Raw genomic sequence first — 24881 nt, 5'->3', positions numbered from 1 at the left:
GCAAAGATGACTAAATATTGAATTATAAATCCAAACAAAATACAATGGCGGCGGTTTTTTTATATCGGATTAAATCATGATTGAACTGCTTACAGAGTTGTCGCATAACATTGCTTATGCGATTTGGGCACTGGCAACAGGCGTTGGTAGAGCGGGTGTAACTTCCTCCTACTTTATTCGAGATACCTTCCGGGCACATTATAATTTACTCGGCCAACATACTGCTCCTATCGAGCAGGAGCTTTTAGATACCCGTCCACCTACACCAAGTTCTCTTAATATTTTCGGGCAGATTGCTCTCTCACCTTTAGTTATTCTTGCTTGGTTAGCTTCTGTAACACTCATTCCTCTGCTTTATAATTCGGTATTACTTTCAATATCTGGCTTTCTTAAGACAGCCAATTTTGCTTTATTAGATCTTCCAGCAGATAAGCAGATTAAACAACTGAATGGCAGCATGCCCTGGTATCGCCTAATTTTTGGAATACCAGGCTTCGTTTTAGGCGGGGCTGTTGGTTTAATAGCGGCTGGAGCAATTGGCTTGGTTCGCGTAGTAACAAACTCCCTAAAAAGCGCCATACACAGTTTTGCTTCTGTGACGAATTTAGCCTTAGAAGAAGAGGATGAGATTGAGCTCTTTGGTCTTGATAAAGATCAGCGTTCAGCGATTAGAATCTATGGCTTTGGTTTGCCCGGTGTGATTCTGGGAGGCATAGCAGGAAGTTTTGGCTTTGCAATAGCTAGTTTAGGTCGAGTCATTGTTAACTCCTATAAAACAGCTAAAAGCCTCACCGTATCCGGCGTGAATGTAGCTCGTCGTGAGGGTGAGCAGTTTGAGGCAGATTTAAAACATGACGGCCGTTCAAACCTCCTAAAATTTGGTTTAGGTTTTCCTGGATTGCTCTTTGGTAGTGTGACTGCTGCCCTAGGCTTAGGTTTATCAAGCTTGTACCGCTCAGTGGTTGAAAGCTGGAAAACAACAAAACGAGTCTTCGTTAGCGTAGTCAATCAGGCTTTGCCGGCAAATGAAGAAGGGGAAGCGCCCTCACAATTAGAGCTTGAGGCAGAGGAACGTCTCTTCGTTGATCAACATATCTTTGGTGCTCCCGGTTATCTGATTGGTGCATTGACCGGAGGTCTAGGCTTTGCAACGGTGATCTTTGGTCGAGTGATTAAGGAATCTTTTGAAAGCGGAACCCACAGTTTTGCTACAGTGATCAATTATGCTTTAGATTCAGAAGATAGTTTCCAAGAGATTGGTATGAATCGGGATGAGCGCCCAACCCATATCAAATTTGGTTTTGGTCTGCCAGGTACTATTATTGGTGGGCTTATAGGAACCGTGGGTTATACGGCGGTAGGTCTAGGGCGAATCCTGACTAACTCCTATACTACAGCTAAAGGCCTTACTATTTCGGCAGTTAACGTAGTTCGCCATGATGATGAGACGCTTCAAGGCGACTTCCAACATGATATACGCCCTAATTTCCGTAAATATCTCCTAGGCTTGCCTGGGCTTATCATCGGTAGCGCAACAGCTCTAATAGGTCTTGGATTCGCAACCGTGCAGCGTTCTGCGGTTGAAAGCTGGAAAACAAGTCTACACCTCTTTACTAAAATTGTCAGACAGGCCTCGCTAGAGCAAGAAGAGCCGTCAGAAATTGCTAGCGACGAAGCTCCACAACGTAGCACTGTTGATTACTATCTTTTTGGTGCTCCAGGACTGTTGTTTGGTACCTTTGCCGGTAGCCTAGGCTTTTTGGCTATTTCAGCAAAGAACATTGTTGCCCAGTCCATTAGCTCTGCGGCACATAGTTTTGCCACTGTTACAAACTTAGCTTTAGCTAATGAAGATCGTATTGAACACTATGGTTTTGACCAAGATGAGCGTGCAAATCGCCTAAAATATGGTTTTGGCCTTCCTGGTACTATCTTTGGCGGACTTGCAGGTTCTATCGCCTTTTTAGCAGTAGGTATTGGGCGAGTAATCACCAATTCTTATGCGACAGCAAAAGGCCTCACTATCAGCGGGATTAATTCAGTCCGAGCTCCGGATGACCTTGAGTTAAGAGGGGGCTTACAACAGGATAGACGTTCTTCCATCCTGAAATATGTCTTAGGTTTTCCTGGTCTTATTATCGGTAGTGTTAGTGCATCAATAGCTATCGCTATTACTGGTTTGGGACGTTTAAATAAAGAGAGTGTTAAAACAGGGAAAGAAGTCTTTACTAGCTTCATTCAACGGGCTCTACCCGCAGCTGAAGAGGGAGAAGAACAAGCTCTACTGCAAAATAGGGAAGAGCGCTCCTTTATGAGCCGTTATGTCTATGGTGCTCCAGGGTTGCTAATAGGTGCAATTACAGGGGCGGTCGGTTTTGCAGCAATTATCGGCGTTCGTTCTGCTATTCAGTCCGTAAAAAGTGCAATGAATAGCTTCGCTACCGTGACAAATCTTGCTTTGGATCCTGAAGACAGAATTCAGGGGCTTAGTTTTGAACAAGATAGGCGCCCTAATTCAGAAAAATATGGCCTTGGTTTCCCTGGCCTCTTTTTAGGTGGTTTGGCGGGGAGCCTTGGCTTTGCCCTAGTTGGTATAGGGAGAGTGTTTACAAACTCTTACAAAACTGCAAAAAGCCTCACTCTTTCTGCAGTGAATGCAGTTCGCCATGATAATGAGCAGATTCCGGAGGGCTTAGAACAGGATGGCCGTTCAACCGTTCTAAAATTCGTTTTAGGCTTTCCTGGGCTGATCATCGGTAGCGTGACTGCAGCCCTAGGTTTAGGCTTCGCAAGCTTACAACGTATTGTGGTTGAAAGTTTGAAAACAGCAAATAAGGTTCACTCTAGCATAGTTAAACAGGCTCTGCCTGCAGGTGAGGCCGAGGCAGAGACCTTCCCACAACCAGAATTAGCTAATGAGCAACGCCTCTTTGTTGATCGCCATATCTTTGGTGCTCCTGGTTATCTCTTTGGTGCTTTCACAGGTAGCCTAGGTTTTGCAGCAGTGATTGTTGGCCGGGTGTTTAGTGAATCTGTAACGAGCGCAATCCATAGTTTTTCTACGGTGATTAATCCTTCGCTGGCTGAAGAGCTTCGCATCCAACGTTTTGGTATGGCGATAGATGGACGCCCTGCACATATCAAATTCGGTTTTGGTTTGCCTGGTGTAATCTTGGGTGGTTTTGCAGGCGCTCTGGGCTTTGTAGGCGTGTACTTAGGACGCATTGCGGCAAACTCTTATGCTACAGTCAAAAGCCTCACTGTCTCAGGGATTAATGTGGCTCGCCATGATAATGAGCAGCTTGGAGAAGACTTGCAGCATGATACACGTAGTAATTTGCAAAAATATGTCTTCGGTTTTCCTGGGCTAATTATTGGTAGCATGACTGCAGCGGTAGGTCTTGTCTTGTCAGGCTTGCAACGTTCCTTCATTGAAAGTTGGAAAACAACCTCAGAGACTTATTCTGCAATTGTCAGACAGGTTGAACCTCAAAGAGATATATTAGAATCAGAACAGGTTGAGCCACTTGTAGAGCAACGTTCCTTTGTCGATCGCTATATATTCGGATTACCTGGTGTATTAGCTGGTGCAATCTCTGGCGGCGCTGTTTTTGTTGGTCGTGGTATACATCGAATCTTCAAGGAAAGCTTCAACACAGGTACTCGTACCTTTGCTTCGGTTGCTAATGTTGGTTTGAATGACGATGAGCGCTTCCCCTACCAAGAATTAGGTCAACAAGATGAACGAAGCTGGCAAGCAAAATACCTTCTCGGTTTGCCTGGTGTAGTTATCGGTGGGCTCTTTGGAACGGTAACCCTGGCTGGTATTGGTGCTGTTAAGGGGGCGTCCCATAGCTTTTACTCTTGGCGTAGTTTGTCAGGTTCATTATTAAACGGTAGCTTAGAGACCCCATTCTTTGGTGGTTTGGCTGCTGATAAACGTTCTGATAATGCTAAACTTGCAGGCTTACCTGGCTATGCATTAGCTATGGCTACAACCTTACCTGTGAGCTTTGTGGTCCTAATCTTCAAGAAGGTTATCCCTGTTACGCTGGGTTTGATATTAGGGGTAATCTCTTCGCCGATTGTGGCTGCTTTGAAGGGAATTAACCAAGCCTTGAAGAAGCCCCGTTTTGAAGCGCAGGAGCCTGTAGAAGATGCTGAGCAACGCTTCCAAAATATCTACTCTTCTTTGAAGGCCGGTCGTCTGCCTGCTAATGAAACCATTAGTGAAGGACAAAATGGCCGTAAAGGTCCTTGGGCCTTCACGCGTAAAGCCTTTACCTTCAATATCTCAACAATCACTGAATATACGCTGGATAAGGTATTGGCTGGTTATAGAGCGAGTGAAAATAAAGATGCATTTTTTGAGAATGGTGAGTTCACTGGGATTCTTGATGAGGTTAAGGAATACTACAAGACCCTCAGTTGTTTAGAGCCTCAATACCACAGTTCTGACCGAGACAGACAAATTGATGAAATCGGTGCTTTTGTGAAGGATTATGTTCTTCATAGGGATAGAAAGGTTCCTGAGTTTCTCTACTCACATCCAAAACGTTCTTGGACAGCAACTTTCTGGGGTGTTGATCCTACAGCATCTGATGCTAGACAAGATCAGGAAGAGTTCATACTTGAGCGGAGTGTTGAGTTAAGCTGATTACTAAAGTAGGCTGGGCTTAACAGTCCAGCCTACATCCTGTTATCTATGCTCGATCTGAGCTATTTGGAATATCATTGTTCTTGCTTCGCTGCATACAGTCTACGTCACACTAACAGATTGTATTTATTCAAAAAATCTGCCAGTCTTAGCTGCTTTGGCAACAATTAGTTCTCGCCCCTCTATTTACAAGGAGTATAAAGTGGCTGGCTCTTACCTTCTTCGAAAAAAATCTACCGCAGTGTTTGTTATTTGCCAGTCTTTTGCTGCAACGGCTTTATTTGCTGCGGGCTTTCAGCCCGATTTGACTAGCCCAAGCTTGCAAGGGTCGGCTATGGCGGGGGCTGCTGCTGCAAGCAATGATGTCAGTGCTTTATTCAATAATCCAGCGACCTTGGCGACTCTAAAACAAAATCAAGCCTACCTTGGTGCTAGTGAATTCCTGCCCCAATTAAAGATGTCAGGGGCTAGCGCGGTTCATATTTTTAATGTTCCTGGCGATTATATGCCATCGAATCTCAGCGCTCCGGTTCTAGGTTTGACTAGTCAAAATAAGATTAACCAATCTGCCTTTTTACCTAGTGCCTATCTGGGTGAGCGCATTAGTGAGCGATTCACCTTTGGCCTGGGAATTAATGAACCTTATTATTGGTCATCTAATTTCTCACCCAATTCTGTACTGCGCTTTAGCAATATCAAAACCAAAATTAAATCATTGAATGCCAATCCAGCGCTTTCATACAAAATTAATGATAGCTGGGCTGTAGCCGCAGGATTCCAGGCACAATATTTACAAGCAAGCTTTTCTAATTTTTACGGTCCTTATACTGGTGAAAGAGATATTGATGATCTGCTAGCTGCTTCTATCCCTTCTTTTGTTAAAGGGAACGGCTGGGGATATGGCTATACCCTGGGTGCTTTATACCAACCTAGCCAATCCACGCGCTTGGGGATAGGCTATCGCTCAAAAATTTCTACGCGCCTCCATGGGACTGGCCGACAATATACAACGGGTGGCGCGATAGTCAGTGCTCCCTCGCAGGATTTCATCTTTAATACCTTTACAAGGATGTCTAGCAAAATTAAAACGCCTGCTGTTTTAACGCTGGGAGCTGCGCAAGATTTAAATAACCAATGGACTGTGAAAGCCACAGCACAAGTTAATTTCTGGGATACCTTTAAAACCCTGGCTATTGCAACCCCAGAAGCTTATGTCGTTAATAATGCAATGAAAATGAAATGGCGTAATGCTTGGTTTGCTTCACTTGGTGCAGATTATCGTGCAACATCGACTTTAACTGTTCGTGCTGGTCTTGCTTATGATCAAACACCAGCCACTAAAGCTCATCGTAATACTTTGATTCCTGATTCTAATCAATTTTCAGCAAATCTCGGATTGACTTATGCTCTAACTAATTATCTATCCGTTGACGGCGCTTATTCCCATGTTTTTCAGAATAGCCGAAGTGTTCATCAAACTGAATCGGGCATAATTAATCCATTAATTACCAGCCCAATCGAGATCAATCAGGTGCAAGCTCGGTTCAAAGGCTCTGCAAATATTGTTGCTTTGGGAATTCGTTACAGTTGCTAGCAAATCTCAAATAAATACCCCTAATGAGCGCAAAGGAGAAACTCTGTGAGGATGATTAAGGAAGCATTAGTAAAAGCGAAGACAGATCTAGCTATTTTGTTTTATCTATTTATCTTGAGTACGTTCTTCCCTGCAGTTGGTCAAACTATGCCTTTTTCGCAGGTCAGCCAAGTTTATTTTTTTGGCGATAGTCTGATAGATAGCGGATTTAGCAATAATGCGACTTCTCTTTTTGGCATACCCAATAAAGCGCCCACCTTTACAACCTTTGGTGGCTATATTTGGTCACAGTATATTGCTCATGATGTGAAGGGCTTCCCCCTGCCTGTTGGCCCCTTTCCGACAACCTCCGATCTAATCACAAATAATACAACTCCCCTGGTATTACCCAGTTTTGGTGCGGTTATTCCCGATTTAAACGGTGTAGACTACGGTTGTGGTGGTAGTATGACGGGCTCAAACCCAGGATATGGGATTAGTTGGGCACCTTCTTTAATACAGCAAGTTAGCAATTATCTCGCTCATGCCCCAAAAAAACTCGATTCCAATGCGATTTATTTTATTTGGGCTGGTTCTAATGACATGTTAGTCTCTGTGATTCAAAACCCACTCCCTAGCCAAGCGCAAATCTTACAAACGGCTAATATCGCGGCTACTAACATTGCCAGCCAGGTCGCAGCCCTAAGTGCTAGAGGTGCCAGAAAAATTGTGGTTATGTCATTACCCAATTTTGGTATCTCCCCATTTGCAACTGAACTAGCAACCAGCACCAATATACCAACGATTCCTGTAACCTTAAAAAAGATGAGTTATTTTTTTAACGTACTGCTAAATCAAAGACTAGGCCAGGTTATTACTGATTTTAATACCAGTCCGCAAATAACATCCGTTGTTGCTTATTCCAAACAGATAAGCCAACCCAGTACTGGTCTTCAGGTTGTAATTATCGATGCCTATAAACTTGTTACTGACGTAATAGAGGCTTCTCGAGCAGGACGACCTTATTTGATCAGAGGCCAATCGTTTTTCTTTACTAATACTACTGACCCTGCTTGTGGAAAGGGCGTTGAAGCACTTGCCTGTATGGCTCCAGCTGATGGATATTTCTTTGCTGATACTGTCCATCCTAGTGGAACTGCGCATCAGGGTATTGCCTTAATTGTAGAAGACGCTATTGATCTCTTGTAATAATAATCAGGCTTATCGAGGGGGGCTGGTTCGAAGTTCCTTCCTGATATTTGCCCCAAAGTGGCTAAGTTGCTCAGCGCGAACGGTTATAAAACCCCATAACTGACGTTAAATTAAGCGATTAGCTCAACCTGGCAATTGCCTCCTCTAAGCCTTCCATAGAGCCAATTTCATAGAAACGCTCAAAAACTTCATAGCCAAGTAATTTCCTCTGTTTGGCCAATTCACAGAAAAGCTCAGCCAAATCAAAGGAGCCTTCAACGGGATAGTTCTGCAAGATAGAGGCCGACATAATACTTAAACCATAATCAATATATTCCATCATGGTGCTAGGTTGCTTTTTATTGTATTCAATTACTAGATTCTGACCGAAGACGACATTTGATCTATCCCAGAGACTCTTGTTCTTAAATACGGTCATTAGGGCTGGTTTGTCATGAGCATAAAATTGTTTTTCTACAGCGGCAAAATCGATGGGGAGATAAGAGTCGCCATAAAGGATAAAAAAGTGCTCGTCTAACAAAGGCAAGGCTCGTTTCAATGCTCCACCGGTTCCCAGCAAGCAAGGACCATCCCAGGAATATTGCACCTTTAGCTTATAGTTTTCACCGCCGCCGACCACTTGTTGAATCTGTTCACCCAAATGGCCTAGGCAGAGTATGACCTTGCTAATGCCTTGCTGGCTTAAATAGCGAAGTTGATGATTAATAAAATAATCATTGCCAACACGAAGAAGTGATTTGGGGAGCTGTTCTGTCAGGGGGAGCATTCTTGTAGCAAGTCCACCAGCTAGAATAACAACAGGTAAGGTCATATTAAATTCTCATATAAATTGCACTATTCCGAATCCCCGTGGTCAAGCCCATAGGTATCTACACAAGTGTCTGTAATAAGGTCACGTCCTTCCTTGTTTCAACACTACGTCATCCAGAGCGCAGCGAAGGATCTCCGGGATTAGCACCGTGCCACATTCAGGAGATCCTTCGCTGCGCTCTGGATGACGTGCCTTAGGGGGACACAGGACTCATCACTTGTGTAGATACCTATGGGTCAAGCCGCAGGAGTTCGGATTTTTTTGGATGTTTTTTGTCCTTTACAAGGTTTCGAATTTCCTCAAAAACTAGCATTTTGAAGAAACTTGGGTATAGTGACATCTATTCAATCACTCCTTCTCGAGCCTAACAAAATTGAGTGTTAAGCATATAACAAATACTCCGACCCGTCTTGCTGTCATTGGTGCTGGCCCTTCCGGTTTAGCATTAAGTCTTTTCCTAAACAATAGCCCTGAGATTCTTGAAGCTCAAGCTCATGTTGGCGGGCATGCCTCTTCATTTATGGCAAAGGGTTTTACCTTTGATTACGGCCCGCATATTCTCTTTTCCCGTGATCAGCAAATTCTAGATTTTATCGTTGCGAGCCTGGGGGATAATGTCAGTCGATGCCGGCGTAATAATAAGATTTCATATAAAAACAGGATAATGAAGTATCCCTTTGAAAATGATTTAAAGTCGCTTGAACTTGAAGATAATTATGATTGCATCAGCCATTTCATCTTCAATCCTTATAAAGAAAAGTATGCTGTTCCTGCAAATATGAAAGAATGGTTTTTGAAGACCTTTGGTGAGGGCATTTGCTCGCATTATCTCTTTCCCTATAACGAGAAAATCTGGAATATTCCCGTAGAGCGACTTTCTATGTCCATGGCTTCCCGTATTCCTAATCCGCCGCCAGAAGATATCCTAAAATCTTCTCTGGGTTATAGTACTGAGGGTTATTTGCATCAACTTTATTATTTCTATCCGAAAACTGGTGGTTATCAGGCGATTTCTGAGGCTTGGAAGAAAACGCTCGTTATAAATTATGGTTTTAGGGTTGATCGCATTCAATTTGATCAAGGAAAGATTCGATTGTTTGATGAGCAATCTAATATGAAAGAATATGAGCAGGTCGTATCAACGATGCCTGTGCATGAAATTATCTCTAAAATGGACATTGAGATACCGAACGAAATTCGCGCTGCAGTTGAGAAATTAATTGTCAATCCGATGTTTGTTATTTCCTTCGGCGTAGCAGGGGTTGATCCTAATCAATATACCGCGGTTTACTTTCCTGAGGCAGAATTTTTGGTCAATCGCATCAGTTATCCCTGTACTTTTTCTGCAGCAAATGGCCCAGAAGGGCATTGGAGCTTACAGGCAGAAATTACCTGTGCTAGATCTTCCTCTGTTTGGCAGCAATCTGATGCAGAAATTTTGGCTCATGCCAAACAAGGCTTGCAGCAGAGAAATCTTTTGCCGGGCGATGAGCAGATCGTGTTTGAACAAATTGATCGGGTCGATCAATCTTACGTGGTTTATGATGTTGGCTATGAAGCGAATGCAGAAAAGGTAAGAACATGGTTTGCTTCAATTGGGATACATTTACTAGGGCGTTTCAGTTATTTTGAATATGTTAATGTGGATATGGCAGTCGCCAGGGCAATCAAGGTTGCTGCGTTTTTAAACGGGGAGCCTGATAATGAGGCAACGAAGGAACGTTATTTAGCGAAGGCGCTGAGTATTTTGAACGAGGATTAGAATGGTTGTATCTGTAGAACCGTTAGCAAAACGTATTACCGTTGCCATGATAACCATGAACGAAGAGGGTGCGGTTGCGAGAGTTATCCAAGATATCAAAAAGGTTGTACCTGGCGCGGAAATCATTATCGTCGATTCGAGTCGGGATAGAACAGCCGAAATAGCTGCAGAGAACGGTGCCAGGGTGATTCGCCAATTTCCGCCTTGCGGTTATGGTCCTGCTATGGAATGTGCTTTGCGAGAGGGGGAGCGGGAAGTTATTGTGACTTTGGATTGCGATAATACCTACCCCGCTGACAAAATTCCTGAATTGGCTGCTCTGGTACTGGAGCAGGGTTATGATGTGGTAGATGCTTCCCGTTTACAAAAAAAACCAGAGGCTATGCCCTGGATCAATTATTTGGGGAATGTATTTTTTGCCTGCTTAGCAAGTTTGCTGTATTTCCGTCGTTTTACTGATCTTCATAGCGGGATGCGTGCTTATCGTAAGTCTATGATCGATAATTTAGAATTTGAAGCTAAGGGCGCTGCTCTGCCAGTAGAGCTTCTTTTAAAACCACTGGTATCAGGTTATAAAGTGCATAGCCTGTTTATTGATTATCATGAGCGAATTGGCGAGAGCAAAATGCAATCCTTTGATACGTCTTGGTGGACCTTGAAGCGAATCATAAAATTACGATTGATCTAGGAAAAGGAAGACATGATTTATACGCAACAGTACTTAAAGGAAACAATAGAAATCATTAACAGCCTTAATGTTAGTGTCATTGAAAAGATAGTTAATCTGATATGTGATCTCAGAGATTCATCAGGACGTTTGTTTTTTCTTGGTGTAGGCGGGAGTGCTGCAAATTGTTCTCATGCTGTGAATGATTTTCGCAAAATCCTAGGTATTGAATCTTATGCGCCCACCGATAATGTTGCCGAACTTAGTGCTAGAACGAATGATGATGGCTGGGACACAACCTTTGTGGAATGGCTAAAGGTTTCCAGGCTAACAGCGAAGGATATGCTTTTTATATTCTCAGTTGGTGGTGGTAATCTAGCTCACAATGTTAGCCCTAATTTAGTCAAAGCCTTGCAGTATGCCGAAACGGTCGATGCAAAAATAGTTGGTGTTGTTGGCAGGGATGGTGGATATACAGCCCAGGTTGCAGATGCTTGCCTTATTATTCCTACAGTCAATAAAGAAGCAATAACCCCACACTCAGAAGCCTTTCAGGCCATTGTTTGGCATTTATTGGTATCCCACCCAAAATTGAAGAATAAGGCAAAAAATGATGAATGAAAAACTTGGGCAATTAAGGGTAAAACTCTTTTTTGATGGCGCTTCTCTTGCCGATCTTCGTGAGCTGGGTGATAGCTCTTACATTAAAGGATTTACCACTAATCCCACATTGATTCGCAAAGCGGGAATTAATGATTATCAGGACTTTGCGCGAGAAATGATTGCTCTTGTTCCTGATCGCCCAATTTCATTCGGGGTTTGTAGTGATGATTTCAAGGAGATGGAGCGTCAAGCCTTACATATTGCTTCATGGGCTAAGACTATCTATGTCAAGATTCCAATCATCAATACCCAACGAGAAACCTGCTATGAACTGGTGAAAAAATTAGCTGCTCAGAAGGTTAAGGTCAATGTCACCGCTGTTATGACAGAAGAGCAGATTCGCCAGGTTCTGCAAGTGCTTTCGCCGGATGTGCCTGCCTATATTTCCCTATTCGCAGGACGCATTGCCGATACAGGACGCGATCCTTCCGTGCTCATGAAAAAGGCCTTGGAATTGATTAAGGATCATCCTCTAGTTGAGTTAATCTGGGCAAGCCCGCGCGAACTGCTTAATATCTTTCAGGCTGATGAGTTGGGTTGTCACATCATTACCTTAACTAAGGACATTATCTCTAAGCTCCCCTTGATTGGTTACAATTTAGAGGAATACGCGCTTGATACCGTTAAGATGTTCTATAACGATGCTTTAGCAGCAGGACTTAAGTTAGCGTATTAGGAGAGAGCAATGATTATTGCACGCAGCCCATTAAGAATTAGTCTTGGCGGCGGGGGAACCGATTTGCCTTCTTATTATCAGCAGCATGAAGGCTTTCTAATTGCTGCAGCAATTAACAAATATGTTTATCTCAATATAATGAGGCCCTTTAGCAAGGGCATATTTCTAAAGTATTCCGAGATGGAACATGTTGATAAGGTTGATGAGATAAAGCATAGAATTATTCATGAAACCTTAAAATTGCTTGATGCAAATAATACTCAAATAGAAATTAGTTCCCTTGCAGATATTCCAGCAGGAACAGGGCTGGGATCTTCTGGTAGTTTCACCACCGCCCTGCTCATGGCTTGGCACGCCTATAATCACCGTTTACTGTTGCCACAAGATTTAGCTGAACTGGCTTGTCATATTGAAATTGATCTGTTGGGAGAACCTATCGGAAAACAGGATCAGTATATCGCTGCTTTTGGTGGGCTAACCTGCTTTACCTTCCATAAAGATAATAAGGTTACCGCAGCTTCTTTGGAAATTTCCAAGGATACACTTTTTGATTTGGAAGATAATCTCCTCTTATTTTTTACAGGCTATTCAAGGAGTGCTGGCTCTATTCTCGGTGATCAAAAGCAAAAAACCGAGAAGGATGATGACCAGATGCTGCAAAACTTGCATTTTATCAAAGAATTAGGCTTGCGCAAAAAAGATGCGCTTGAACAGGGTGATATGCTCCGTTTTGGTGAATTAATGCATGAGCACTGGGAATATAAAAAACTGCGGTCTAAGGCTATGAGTTCGAGACAAATTGATGAGTGGTACGAGCTGGGCATGAAAAATGGCGCAGTTGGCGGCAAATTAGTCGGTGCTGGCGGCGGCGGATTTTTAATGTTTTATGCGGCTGACAGGAATAAGTTAAGGCATACGATGCGTCGTGCGGGTCTGGAAGAGGTGCGTTTTGCCTTTGATTTTGATGGAACGAAAATTGTACTTTCATAGTAAAGGCTGTCTAAATCTGACAAGAGAATTACCTCACTGTCATTAAGTTAAGGATAGTTTTGTCATTCCCGCCGTCGCGGGAATAACAAGTTCTCTTAACTTAATGGCAGTGGAGAATTACCTTTAATATCGAGAAGATAACCACATGAATAACCGAGTTTTTTTTTATTGGGCTATGGCGATCTATGCTCTGTTAGCCTATGCATTTTATCCAGTCTTTCATCTGAAAGTGTCTAGTGAGCCTGAAATTTTATCTTTATATTCTTATCTCACCCAGGGCTTTCTATCTGGCCACCTCTATTTAAATGTAGAGCCTAAGCCTGAATTATTGAATTTAGTAAATCCCTATGATCCAGCATTAAATGGCCCATATCGTTTCCATGATGCGTCCTTATACCAGGGAAAATACTATCTTTATTTTGGGCTTTTGCCAGTTCTTAGTATTTATTTACCTTTTAAGATTCTTACTGGTTACTATCCTACCGATGGCCTTGTTGCGTTCATTTTTCTAAGCTTAGCCTTTATTGTTAGTTTTCATTTGTTGATAAAAATAAGAGATCGCTATTTTCCTGATTTTTCTGAATCCTATTTGATTTTAGCTGGATTTCTTCTCGCATTTGCAGGCAGCGAGCCGGGGTTATTGTCATTACCACGTACTTATGAAGTAGCCTGTGCAGCGACCATTTGCTTTATGATTATTGCTTTTTATTTTCTTTATAAAGCACTTCATAACCAATATAGGCTAAGAGATGTCTTTCTCTTTAGTCTTTGTTTATCTCTCACGCCAGCTGCAAGACCTAATTTTGCCCTGGTTTGCCTTATTCTTATTCCAGCCGTTTTAATTCATCTTGTTTACTACGCGCCTAAGGTGAATTGGCCAAAATTGTTCACAGCTCTGCTGGTACCTCCTATTACCGTCGTTTTTCTAATGGGGCTTTATAATTATCTGCGCTTCGGCTCGGTTCTGCAGACTGGCCACTATTGGCAGCTGTCTTGTCATGATGTCATAGCCTTACATGCTGAATTGGCTGATCTAACAAAAATACCTCGTAATCTTTGGTATAGTTTTTATTACTATTTTTTACAGCCCTTTACTGTGAGCAGTCGGTTTCCCTTTTTGGGCTTGCGATTACATAATTGTTACTACGTGGTTGATCAAGATTATAGCTTAGAGGCGGTTGGCGGTGTGTTAACTACAACGCCAATTATCCTGATCATTTTAGCCTTGCCAAAGCTTGTTTCTATTAATTTTAAAACGAAGATTGGCAGAAAACCTCTGGTATGGTTTGTCCTGTTTTTGGCGATTGTTCCGCTAATTAATGCCGGATTTCTCCTGTTGCTTCCCTTTGCAGTTCAACGCTATGAAGCGGATTTTCTCCCCTACCTCGTAATCCTTGCGATTCTTAGTTTCTGGCTGTTGGATGATTATGCTGGAAAGAAGAGGTGGTTTGCTCGACTAAAACTGCTTTTTATTATCCTGGCAATTTTCAGTATCGTTCTTGGCTTGAGTTTTGGTCTGATTTATTGGCGGTTTACTTAAATGGCAGAGGGGCTTTAGCCCCTCTGAGATGGATGCTTATTGATTGACAACAGGAGTAAGAATAGCAGCGATTATCGGAACAGGGACCCATGCATTATCTGCACCTGCCTGAGCCATTACTGCAGCCTGTGTATTGGAATTAACCCCCAAGATTACTCTCGCAGGCTTAGCTGCAGCTACTACGCTGGCTGCTGAGCTGTAACGAACACCTGCTGTTTCAATACTAGTGACCGGAGCCCACACTTTAGCTGCGCTAGTAGAATAGGCAAGACCTGTAATTCCTCCAGCAAGCAAGGCAGTTTGAGTAGTGCTTTGTCCTGCTGCATTACAGAAAACATTACCCCCAGTAGAAGAGCAGCCCACCGATGTCAATACGCCTGGCTGGCTTTGATTCTGTACAGATGCTTTCCAGACGTTTGACAAGAGGTTGTCAGTCTGGACCACAAAGGGGGTGCCATCACTAGAGCCTGCTGCGCTACAGAAAGAACCACCTGCATTTTCAGTACAACCTACCCCATTATATATAATGCTATTACCTCGGGTCACTGCGGAACCTGTAACTGCTGCGCCATAGTTTCCTCCTTTAATAAGGTTTGTTCCTTCGTTACCAATAAGGTTAGAAAAGATCAAGGTAGGCGCATTAGCATCATTATTGTTTAGGGTGATAAGACAATGAATATCTGCATTAGGCAGAGAGGCACAGCTTATACTTCCTGTACTGCTTTGTGGAGAGATGACGGTTGAGGCAAGGGAATAGGTCTGCCAGTTTGTCGAATCCGAATTGTAATAAAGGATAGGACCAGAATTTGGACCCGTATCTTGACCGGTAACCTGGCACAAAGTGGCTGAACCATTAGCGGTACAATCAACACTGTTTAAAGTGATCTGTGGTCCTAAGGCTATTTGATCAGAGATGATATTCTTCCATGTTTTGCCATTATCTATGGTCTGTAAGATAAAAGGCGACGTTAGATTCGCAGAACTATCAGTACCAACGCCAATCGCCGCACAGGTACGAATACCATTTGGCGGTGTAGTACAGCTGAGCTGGTTAATTTGACCTTGTGAAATATCAGTTCCTGCGAAGATGCTGCTCATATCAATAGGTTGTAAACCAAGAATACCCGTTGTGCCTTGGTATAGCACTGGCTTCCCTTTATCATCTCCCGCAACAGCGCAATAAGAAAGATTAGAACTGCTGGCACCGCAGGCAAAACTACGTAGCTTAGCAGTTGTTGCAATACCGGTAGCGTTTGCTAAAACTGTTTTAGCAAAACCAAGGTTTGGATTAATTTGCCATGCTAGTCCAGGAGGAGCAACGATTTTAAGAGGATCCTGGAGTTGGTTGATCGTAGAGTTTGCACTCAAAATCGCAGCAGTAACTGGATCTATAGTGGCATTAATAGTTAGCACTGAACTGGCTTGAGAACATAGATTTGGATCCGGAGTGCTGCTAAAACCCTGAGTCTTACAGATTCTTGGGATACCAGCTACTCCTGTTGCGGGCACCAGAGAGCCATTGATCTGGTTACAGAAAACGAAGGTAAAAGTAATTAACTACTTGGTTGGGTAAAATAATTCTCTTTATACGGGACAAAAAATGTGTAATCTCAGAGAAAACTCGAATTCCCGCGGCTTGACCGCGGGATCTGGCTGTGGCTAAAGCTACATAGACCCTACGGTCAAGCCCATAGCAGTGAATTTTAAATGAAACCTTGATATGGATAATCATCAATTAAGCTTTGTGGGTTGGAGCACTGCGCCTGTCTAAAACCCTTATCTGTAAGGCTTTTAGACACTTATGTAGATACCTGTGGGGCGGATTAGGGGTTGCTGGTTCGAAATTCCTTCATGATATTAGAACCCTCTTATCCCGAACTGACGTTATTTATCATCGCAAGAATAGACTGCCTAATAGCCTCTGCTGAGCTATATTGACTACGCCAGCCCAGGGCGCGAATTTTATCCGAATTTAATCTTACAATAGGCACATCGCCTTTCCAGCCTCTATCCCCGCCGGTATATTTTAAATGAACCGGTTCTTTAAGGTTCATGCAGTCAATAGTAATGCTGGCAATGTCATTAACGGTTATATAGTCTCTGGTTGCGACATTATAAACAGCATAATTTTCGTCTAATTTGCTGTTAGCTAGAAGTACGGCACTGACAACATCTTGGACATGGATATAGGATTTGCTTTGCGAACCATCGCCAAGGATCTCAAGGACAGTGGGATTCATATTTAATTTCCTGAGGAAATCATAGCCGACACCGTGAGTTTGCCGGGGTCCAACGACATTGGCAAAACGAAATACACAGGCAGTTAAGCCAAACATATGGCAGTAACTTGAGATAAACGCTTCACTAGCGAGCTTGCTCGCTCCATAGGTTGAAATAGGATACATCCCAGCTTGATTCTCTGGGCTTTCAATGTTTACTTCCCCATACACGCCACTGCCGGAGGTATATAAAATACGTTTAATCTTGGCTAAGCGCGCTGCCTCCAAGACTTGGTGAGTAAGATAAATGCCTTCTGTAAAATCAATACTAGGTTCAGTAGCTGCACGGGCTATATCGGGATTAGCCGCAAAATGCATAACAACCTCATGCCCAACGATTGCTTGGTTGAGTTTTTTGGAGTTTTTGACATCACCTCTGATAAGGGAAAAGCGTGAATCAGAAAGATGCTGCTGATAATGCCATTCTCTACCAGAAGAAAAATTATCATAGATAGTCACTTTTTCAGTGGATTCTAGGGCAAGAAGGGCATCTGTGAAGTGGGAACCAATAAATCCAGCTCCGCCAACAAGAAAATAAGTTTTGAATGACATTGTAATGCTTGCTTGAATAAATTTCGCTTATCTTAAAGGGAAGCTTTCAGAGGAACAAGTTTGTTGATCGCTCTTGAATTTTAAATGAAACCTTGATGACGTGTACTACAAACAGCCTTGCCTAAGCTCAGCAATAAGCTGGTGAATATCAGAACTAATTATTGGTATTTCCTGATGCTTTTTAGTCATAAAACCGGCCTCGATAACCGTATTAACAAAGGCAAATAATTCATTGAAGTAGCCATCAATATTGAAAAAACCGATGGGTTTTTTCAAAAGGCCAATTTTAATCGCATTCCAGGTTTCAAAGGCTTCTTCCAGCGTACCTAAGCCGCCTGGCATGACTAGGAACATATCCGCTCTATGCTGCATCATCTTTTTTCTTTCTTGCATGGACTCAGTCACTTGCAGCTCATCCAAAATATCTAGAGGTTTTTCAAGATGCATAAGATGAGTAGTAGTAATGCCAATTGCTTTCCCCTGGTTCTCCTTAACAGTTCTTGCTAAGAGTCCCATCATTCCAGTACTGGAGCCTCCATAAATCAAAGTTAGCTGTGTCTTGGCAATTTCTTTACCTAAGGTAGTTACCGCCTGCTCGATGTCTCTGCGATTCCCTGGGGTGGCGCCTAAATATACACAAATAGATTTCATAAACAGCCTGCTAGTGAATAAAAATTTTAGTCGTGCATATTAACAAATATAGCTTTATACGGAACAAAATTTGTAATCCCAGAAAAAATTGAATTCCCGCGGCTTGACCGTGGGAACTGTCAAAGAGATAGAGATTGCAATCAAAGAGCGAAGCGTTTACCTTCTGTTTCTTTAAAGCCCAGCGCGGTATATAAGCTTGGCTTTATTTTAAGATACTTGTGGCTGAGTAACTCTCCGAGTTCATCTAGTTCCGTTTCACTGTATTCTTCGATTGCATTTGTAAAGCTCTTTCGGTTTGAAGATCGAATCGCACTTTCCCCAAACATATAGCTGTGAAAATAATCGTGATTAGCAGCCAGCAACATACCTGCCTTAGCTAATTGTTTTTCCTGTAAGCAGAAGGTGAGAATATCGTTATTATCCTCATCGATATAAGAGAATAACTCAGCGATATTTATATGCTTTTGTTTGCAAATCAAGTGAATTATTTTTTGAAAATCCTTAGTGGATAATATTGATACAGCTTTGTGTAAAAAGGTCTTATCATTTCTATCATGGGCTTTCAAGTTAGCTTGGTTTTCTATTAGTAGTTCAATGATTTTGATGAAGTTATTTTTTTCCTTGGCAGAAGAGGCTTTGCTATAGCCCTCAAGAGCAAGAAAAAGTGGGCAATTACCTGAATGGTTTTGCTGCTGATTAAGATTAGCCCCATTTTTAATTAACCAGTTTACATTGGCAAGTTGTCCACGAAAACAAGCGAGCATTAGTGGGGTAAAAGTATCCGTTTTTGAAAAATCAACAACTGAAGATCCTCGACCTTTTTTTAAGAAAGGGAGACTAACTTCATCAACCTTGCGATGTATCGGCTTTGCTTTTGCTATGGATTGATCTTCAAGAACCACCAGACCTAGCCCTGTAGTGAGAATAATCTCATTTTTTTTAAGATTAAATTGTGCTAGTGCATTAGGCATCTTATATTGTTGAAAACTTGCCGCGTGTTGATCACGCAATTGTTCTGCGGATAAGGAGCTATCTTCTGGGTTAAGAAAATAATAGTATTTCGAGGCTTTTTGATCATAGGTATTGTAGTTTATGAGAAGTTGCTGCCCTGCTTTTATATCTTTGGTAGCGAATACTTTGATAACTCTTTTATAATTTAGATATCCTTCTTTAAATTCAAGATTGTCTTGGCTATCAGAACAATTAATGTAGCGAGTAAAATTCCCATTGAATTGTGCATCAACTACATTATCACCAAAAAACATTGCGTAGCTTTTGTCAGTACCAGGATTTTCTTCTAAAAAAGTAGCAAATTCTTCTTTGGAAAATAGATCACCAGTATAGATACCAATACAGGTTCCTGCTGCAATATCAGTGGCAGCAAATAATCCTCTTCCTCCTGAGTGTTTTAATAAATCAACGACACGAACGCTAACTAAATCAGTCCGGTCTATAGAAGAGGGAATATAACTCTCTGAACTTTGGTCTACGCCGAGTTGATCAGTGCTTTCTTCCACATCTGAATCTTCTATCGAATCGGCAGAAGATTCTTCCGTCGATTCGATGGAGATTTCTTCGACAACTTCCTCTATTTTTCTCTTTTTAGTTTTCGTAAAAAATAAAAGATTCTCAGCGTTCTCGCTGTCATCAATTTTTCTTTTTTTATTTGTATTTGTATTTGTATTTGCATTTGATGGGGATTTTTCTTTCTTTGAATAAGTAGACTTTTCAAGTTTTTTCGACTCGCTGTCTTGGAACAGAAAACTGTTAAATTTTTGAGGGAACTTTCTTACACGCTTTGATTTATCTTGCATTTTAAATGCCTCTTATGAGAATTGGGCTAATTTTACCCAAAGGAAAATAAATAATCAAATGAGGTAAATATTCGACAACATAGAGTTGTGATCTACATAAGAACAAAATGATTTCAAAACATGTTGACTGCAAAATATTTATTCTTAATAATGGTTTGGTAGTGGAAAAAAAAAGCAGCTTTACCAGTATTTGACACGATGTCGATCAATAAATAAGGAGATTAGCATGCTTACAATACCCCACATTATGGAGATTATTCAGGAATGTCGTGAAATAGGTGGTGATGGCCTAAGTAACGGCGTCACTGCTTATATCCCCGACCTTGAAGTTGATGTGCTTGAACCTCCCTGTGACTTTTTAGGCGCACAAGAAAATCCCGCAATCTTTGTGAATGATAAAACCTTTCATCTTTTAAGTTGGCAGCATGAAAATTGGAAGGAAAACGGAACCATTGCTCTAAAATATAGTTTCCTGAAATCGAGTGCTATTGACATTATCGGAGCCATTGTTCATGAAACAGGGCATGCCTTTAATGTGGCTGCTAAGATCAATAATACCGAAGGCAATGCTTATATTTTTGAGATTGAAGTCATGCTTAAACTGCATGAAACAGGAAACTTAAAACTCTTTAATTGTAGTGATAAGGACCTGAAAGATTTTTTTAAATCTCGCCTTAGTTATTACAGTAAAAGCACAGCAGGTAATCCTTGGCTTACTCAATTAGTTGGAACTCTAAAAGAGCAATTTGATATAGAAGAACCCCCCAAGTTTAATGAGAAGAAAACGAGGCATTTCCCTGCTGAGCGTTATAGTTTTTTTGACAGGCATTGGTCCAAAGAACAGGAAATCATTGAGAGAAAAATATCTGGAATGAGTCGCTCTCAATAATGCTTGGGATTAGACTAAAATAAAAGGATAGGAGAGCTCACAAGGACTTGAAATGTCAATAGAAAGAGAACACCCAAAACATAAGGCGAAGGGGCATATTGTTTTAACCTCTCATCCTTCAGGCCATTCAATTGCGCCCCTGCAAATTAATTGGGGCGCAAAGGAGCCAAAGGTACGAGGCCCTATTATTGCCTCGCTTACTAATCTCAAGCACCGCAATGCAGTGGGTACCCACGCAGGCTCTTATTCTATCTATCGTGCTCTTGCTGTTGCTGCAGGGGTTCTAGATCCAGAGCACAAGCCTGATCTAACAGACACAACGCCTTTGGTAAATATTGGTCCGCATGAGCAATGGTTTGACCCAGGGAAAATTGTGTCTATTGATCCCTGGGGGCATAAGGTAGCAGAGGTTTTTGCCGAGGAAATAACAGCAGGTTACGATATCAGGCCAACTATCGCTGTAACCAGGGCACATATTAACCTGCCAGAATTGCAAACGGCTATTCAGCTGGGACGTCTCAAACCTGATGGAAAAATTTTGCTTGAATCTGGGGATGTTGTGGTGACTAAGGCTGCGATTGATCCAGTCTGGTATTTGCCTGGTATTGCTGAGCGCTTTGAAGTGTCAGAGTCTGAGCTGCGACGAATCTTGTTTCAACATACTGCGGGTATGTTTCCTGAGTTGGTTACTCGTAGCGACTTAAATGTTTTTTTACCACCTATAGGTGGTTTAACTGCTTATTTTTTTGGTGATGTGGTGACAATTCACGATCCAAAAGTTGAATTATCTTGTCGTATCCATGATGAATGTAATGGCTCAGATGTTTTTGGCTCAGATATTTGTACCTGCCGACCCTATCTTGTGCATGGTATCGAATTATGTGTTGAGTCAGCCCAAAGAGGGGGCTCTGGTCTTATTGTTTACAATCGTAAAGAAGGCCGGGCTTTGGGTGAAGTAACTAAGTTCCTTGTTTATAACGCACGCAAAAGGCAAAAGGGCGGGGATACAGCTGCCAAGTATTTTGAAAGAACCGAGTGTGTGGCAGGAATTCAGGATATGCGCTTCCAGGAACTAAGCTCTGATGTCTTGCAATGGTTGGGAATCACAAAAATACACCGTTTTGTTTCCATGTCTAATATGAAGTACGAGGCTTTGGCCAAGGCGGGTATTGAGGTTGTTGAGCGCGTTAAGATTCCTGACGAACTAATTCCTCATGATGCGCAGGTAGAGATGGATGCCAAACGCGCAGCAGGTTATTATTCTCCAGATAAATTGATTGATATCAACGAATTGGCTAAACCCAAAGGACGTGGGCTCCATGATTAGCTCTGAAGAACTAAGACAAACCGTAGAAAATTTAGAAACCATTCGCCGCCAGGCTCAACGTATGTTAAGTCTGGCGCGAACAGATAGTTTAGAGTATTTCCAGATTAATGAAGCAAAAATGCCTGCTACTGTTGACTATCTGCTGCAAGTTATCCAATCCCAATACCCAATGCTGAATATTCCTTATCATAGTCGTTGGCGGCATTTTGAAGTAGGTGGTATTCATCGAATTCAAGAGCTGATGAACAGGCTTGGCACAGTTTCTCCTCAGGACAAGGGCAAAATTCTTTATGAATTGGTCATAATCTCCGTCTTGCTAGATGCTGGAGCAGGTAAGCACTGGCTTTATCATGAGCTAGCTACAGATCAGATCTATAGTCGCTCAGAGGGCTTAGCTGTGGCCAGTTTAGCGCTTTACCAAAGCGGCCTTTTGAGCCTCGACCCTAAGGATCCTTTCAGGGTGGATGCCGATTGTCTACTCAGTTTTAGCGAAGAAAAATTATCCCAAGCCTTTCAAGTCAGTGATACCAACCCCTTGGAAGGACTGCAAGGGCGGGTGGCTTTGCTAAATCGTCTTGGCCGAGTCATAAAAAATCGACCGGATTATTTTGCTAAAGAGGGGCGTTTGGGCCATTTCTATACTTATATTCTTGGTTTAAAGGTCAACGGACAACTTTCCGTAGCTAAAATTTTTCATGCAGTTTTAGATGCCTTTGCCGAAATCTGGCCTGAACGCCAACGCTATCAGGGAATTCCATTAGGTGATGTTTGGATCTATCCACCACTGAAAACCGAAGGAGAGCCCGCATCAGAACTTGTTCCCTTCCACAAACTCTCCCAATGGCTCACTTACTCTTTGATCGAACCCTTAGAAGACAATGGTGTTGAGGTCTGCAATTTGGATCAATTGACTGGTTTACCCGAATACCGTAATGGCGGTTTGCTAATCGATATGGGGCTTTTACAAGTCAAGGATGAGCAGATTCTGTCCAGGCCTCTAGCCCCTGATTCTGCAGCCATTGTTGAATGGCGTGCTTTAACAGTTGCTGTTCTTGATGAATTGGCTGAAACTATCCGCCAACGATTGCAGATGAGCGCACAAGAATTGCCACTTGCCAAGATTCTGCAAGGCGGAACCTGGGAAGCGGGTAGGCGGATTGCTCGCCAAAAACGCAGCGATGGAGTTCCACCCATCCAGCTCATAAGCGATGGCACTGTTTTTTAGATTGAATTCAAGGAGTGATATAAATGAATGAAAAGAGAGTTATTGAAATAAAACACCCTCTTATTCAGCATAAACTGACAATAATGCGTAAGAAAGAGACAAGCACTGTCAAATTCCGCACCTTATTGCAAGAACTTAGCATGTTATTGGCCTATGAAATCACCCGTGATCTCGAGCTAGAACACCGGGAAATTGAAACCCCATTAGCTTCTATGTATGCCCCTGTTTTAAAAGGAAAAAAACTTGTTTTTGTTTCAATCCTGCGTGCGGGTAATGGTATTTTGGACGGCATGCTGCAATTAATTCCTTCAGCTCGCGTCGGACATATTGGTTTATATCGCGACCCTAAAACCCTAGGTGCCGTTGAGTACTATTCCAAGCTACCTGAAAATATGGAAGATCGCGATGTTATTGTTGTCGATCCCATGCTGGCAACAGGGAACTCTGCGATAGCTGCGATTTCTGTAGTAAAAGAAACTAACCCAAAATCGATCAAATTTCTTTGTATTTTAGCTGCCCCAGAAGGATTAGCGGCCTTTCATGAAGAACATTCTGATGTCACGGTTTATACTGCTGCTGTTGACGAAAGTATCGATAAGAAAGGCTATATTTTGCCGGGTTTAGGGGATGCTGGTGACAGGCTTTATGGTACGAAATTGCATGACTAAAGTAACCTGGATGCAGCGATACAAGCCAATCTAAGGAAAACCTTGATTACTCTGCACTACATCAAGGCTACGATTTGTTAGATAAGTGTAGCCGTGATGTAGTGCAGCGTAATCAAGGTTTCATTGCAATCACGAACAGCTTTTTATCATCTACAAGGTGCACCCACACTTGGATCTACCTTACTAATCTCAATATTCTGGTTATCGGTTGAAACAAAGACAGTACGATAATCACAGCGGTCAACCTTGTACTCTGTAGGGAAGAAATTACCGACCCCAATAGTTACAGGATTATTGGTCTTATTGGTAACAAAGAAGAAACCGCCACTCGATGCTGTGTTAGTCAGTGTTTTGCTATTGCTGGGACGTGATTCTGAAGCCCAACATTGGCTTAGTTGCACGGAAGCATCGCCGGTTAAAACAAAACGGTTGTATTGCTCGCTATCTTCTTTATTAATGAGTAGGCGGAAAGAAAACTCGTTATTGCCAGGCTGTAAATCACCAGCGTTTGCGGGTAGCTGGACTTGATTGAGTTGAACGTCGCCATAAGTGGCTGTCGCTAGCAGGCGAGGTTCAAATAACATTCTAGTTTGATTGCTGGCAACATTAGAGAGCTTGCAACTTAGTTTATAGAGCACATTTGTTTTCAAATTGTCTAAGGGAACAGTATATGATGCTTTTTCAACGTTAAGTTCTTCACTGAGTGGTAGATCTATAGAAGTGCTGTTTGCAAAGGTATAAAGTGGCAGGGTTAAACAAATCAAGGTAGTTAGTTTTTTCATAGCTTTCCTAAACAAAGGTGAATAAAACCAGAGCATTTTAATACAGTGTGAGTTTTATTAAAACAGGCGGGCTATTTTTTTGCTGTCATGCTTTGCAGATAATAGGTCATGTCCCCTCACCTCTTATCTTCATTATAAATTTA

General features: G+C 42.2%; 19 protein-coding genes. 13 read left to right on the top strand and 6 right to left on the bottom strand.

Annotated elements, in window-relative coordinates; translation table 11 throughout:
* The first annotated feature begins 76 nt into the window (after positions 1–76).
* The 3 genes from BN1094_RS09095 (at position 77) to BN1094_RS09085 (ending at position 7439) form a co-directional block, all read left to right on the top strand.
* Positions 77–4657 (top strand): hypothetical protein, encoded by a 4581-nt coding sequence (locus tag BN1094_RS09095; RefSeq protein ID WP_043874111.1) that lies wholly within the window; start codon positions 77–79, stop codon positions 4655–4657.
* A 202-nt stretch (positions 4658–4859) separates the two neighbouring features.
* The gene (locus BN1094_RS09090; protein ID WP_043874110.1) at positions 4860–6251 is read left to right on the top strand and encodes an OmpP1/FadL family transporter; all 1392 of its coding nucleotides are present in this window, start codon (positions 4860–4862) and stop codon (positions 6249–6251) included.
* Between the two features lie 51 nt (positions 6252–6302).
* Positions 6303–7439: an SGNH/GDSL hydrolase family protein gene (locus BN1094_RS09085; RefSeq protein ID WP_043874109.1), complete on the top strand. Its 1137-nt coding sequence runs from the start codon at positions 6303–6305 to the stop codon at positions 7437–7439.
* Positions 7440–7560: 121 nt separating this feature from the next.
* Here BN1094_RS09085 and BN1094_RS09080 read toward each other — a convergent pair whose 3' ends face one another.
* Positions 7561–8253, bottom strand: coding sequence for a sugar phosphate nucleotidyltransferase (locus BN1094_RS09080; protein ID WP_043874108.1), 693 nt, complete (start codon positions 8251–8253; stop codon positions 7561–7563).
* Between the two features lie 373 nt (positions 8254–8626).
* Between BN1094_RS09080 and BN1094_RS09075 the strand changes: the two genes are divergently transcribed.
* The 6 genes from BN1094_RS09075 to BN1094_RS09050 all read left to right on the top strand — a co-directional run bounded on the left by BN1094_RS09075 (position 8627) and on the right by BN1094_RS09050 (position 14551).
* Positions 8627–10015: a protoporphyrinogen/coproporphyrinogen oxidase gene (locus tag BN1094_RS09075; RefSeq protein WP_052403218.1), complete on the top strand. Its 1389-nt coding sequence runs from the start codon at positions 8627–8629 to the stop codon at positions 10013–10015.
* A gap of 1 nt (position 10016) precedes the next feature.
* Entirely contained in the window at positions 10017–10703 is a 687-nt protein-coding gene (locus tag BN1094_RS09070) for a glycosyltransferase family 2 protein (protein WP_043874107.1), read from the top strand.
* 12 nt (positions 10704–10715) lie between these two features.
* Positions 10716–11303 carry an SIS domain-containing protein gene (locus BN1094_RS09065; RefSeq protein WP_043874106.1) on the top strand — a complete coding sequence of 196 codons (588 nt, stop codon included), beginning with the start codon at positions 10716–10718 and terminating at the stop codon, positions 11301–11303.
* Positions 11293–12021, top strand: a complete 729-nt coding sequence (locus BN1094_RS09060; RefSeq protein ID WP_245614276.1) for a transaldolase — start codon at positions 11293–11295, stop codon at positions 12019–12021. The genes BN1094_RS09065 and BN1094_RS09060 overlap by 11 nt, the downstream gene beginning before the upstream one ends.
* Positions 12022–12030: 9 nt before the next feature.
* On the top strand, positions 12031–13011 hold the full coding sequence (locus BN1094_RS09055) for a GHMP family kinase ATP-binding protein (protein ID WP_043874104.1): 981 nt from the start codon (positions 12031–12033) through the stop codon (positions 13009–13011).
* Positions 13012–13156: 145 nt separating this feature from the next.
* Positions 13157–14551: a hypothetical protein gene (locus BN1094_RS09050; protein WP_043874103.1), complete on the top strand. Its 1395-nt coding sequence runs from the start codon at positions 13157–13159 to the stop codon at positions 14549–14551.
* Positions 14552–14587: 36 nt separating this feature from the next.
* Here the strand turns inward: BN1094_RS09050 and BN1094_RS09045 are convergent, their stop codons facing one another.
* From BN1094_RS09045 to ankI, 4 genes are all read right to left on the bottom strand, one after another.
* Positions 14588–16060, bottom strand: a complete 1473-nt coding sequence (locus tag BN1094_RS09045; RefSeq protein ID WP_043874102.1) for a hypothetical protein — start codon at positions 16058–16060, stop codon at positions 14588–14590.
* Between the two features lie 359 nt (positions 16061–16419).
* Positions 16420–17382, bottom strand: a complete 963-nt coding sequence (locus BN1094_RS09040; RefSeq protein ID WP_043874101.1) for an NAD-dependent epimerase/dehydratase family protein — start codon at positions 17380–17382, stop codon at positions 16420–16422.
* Positions 17383–17487: 105 nt separating this feature from the next.
* Complete coding sequence (locus BN1094_RS09035; RefSeq protein ID WP_043874100.1) at positions 17488–18033, bottom strand: LOG family protein; 546 nt, start codon at positions 18031–18033, stop codon at positions 17488–17490.
* Positions 18034–18173: 140 nt separating this feature from the next.
* Positions 18174–19847 (bottom strand): Dot/Icm T4SS effector AnkI/LegAS4, encoded by a 1674-nt coding sequence (ankI, locus tag BN1094_RS09030; protein WP_052403217.1) that lies wholly within the window; start codon positions 19845–19847, stop codon positions 18174–18176.
* Between the two features lie 226 nt (positions 19848–20073).
* Between ankI and BN1094_RS09025 the strand changes: the two genes are divergently transcribed.
* From BN1094_RS09025 to upp, 4 genes are read left to right on the top strand one after another with little or no spacing between them, the layout of a single operon-like run.
* A complete protein-coding gene (locus BN1094_RS09025; RefSeq protein ID WP_052403216.1) occupies positions 20074–20736 on the top strand; it encodes a hypothetical protein in 663 nt (220 codons plus the stop codon).
* A gap of 52 nt (positions 20737–20788) precedes the next feature.
* Positions 20789–22063 carry a GTP cyclohydrolase II gene (locus tag BN1094_RS09020; protein ID WP_099909003.1) on the top strand — a complete coding sequence of 425 codons (1275 nt, stop codon included), beginning with the start codon at positions 20789–20791 and terminating at the stop codon, positions 22061–22063.
* Positions 22056–23288, top strand: a complete 1233-nt coding sequence (locus tag BN1094_RS09015) for a URC4/urg3 family protein (protein WP_043874099.1) — start codon at positions 22056–22058, stop codon at positions 23286–23288. The genes BN1094_RS09020 and BN1094_RS09015 overlap by 8 nt, the downstream gene beginning before the upstream one ends.
* Positions 23289–23311: 23 nt before the next feature.
* Positions 23312–23956 carry a uracil phosphoribosyltransferase gene (gene upp / locus BN1094_RS09010; RefSeq protein WP_043874098.1) on the top strand — a complete coding sequence of 215 codons (645 nt, stop codon included), beginning with the start codon at positions 23312–23314 and terminating at the stop codon, positions 23954–23956.
* Positions 23957–24102: 146 nt separating this feature from the next.
* Here upp and BN1094_RS09005 read toward each other — a convergent pair whose 3' ends face one another.
* Complete coding sequence (locus BN1094_RS09005) at positions 24103–24738, bottom strand: hypothetical protein (RefSeq protein WP_043874097.1); 636 nt, start codon at positions 24736–24738, stop codon at positions 24103–24105.
* Between the last annotated feature and the right edge of the window lie 143 nt (positions 24739–24881).

It is taken from the genome of Legionella massiliensis, assembly GCF_000756815.1.
Taxonomy (GTDB): Bacteria; Pseudomonadota; Gammaproteobacteria; order Legionellales; family Legionellaceae; genus Tatlockia; species Tatlockia massiliensis.
Note: the sequence above shows the minus strand (reverse complement) of the source record. Positions and strands in the feature narration are given on the sequence as shown.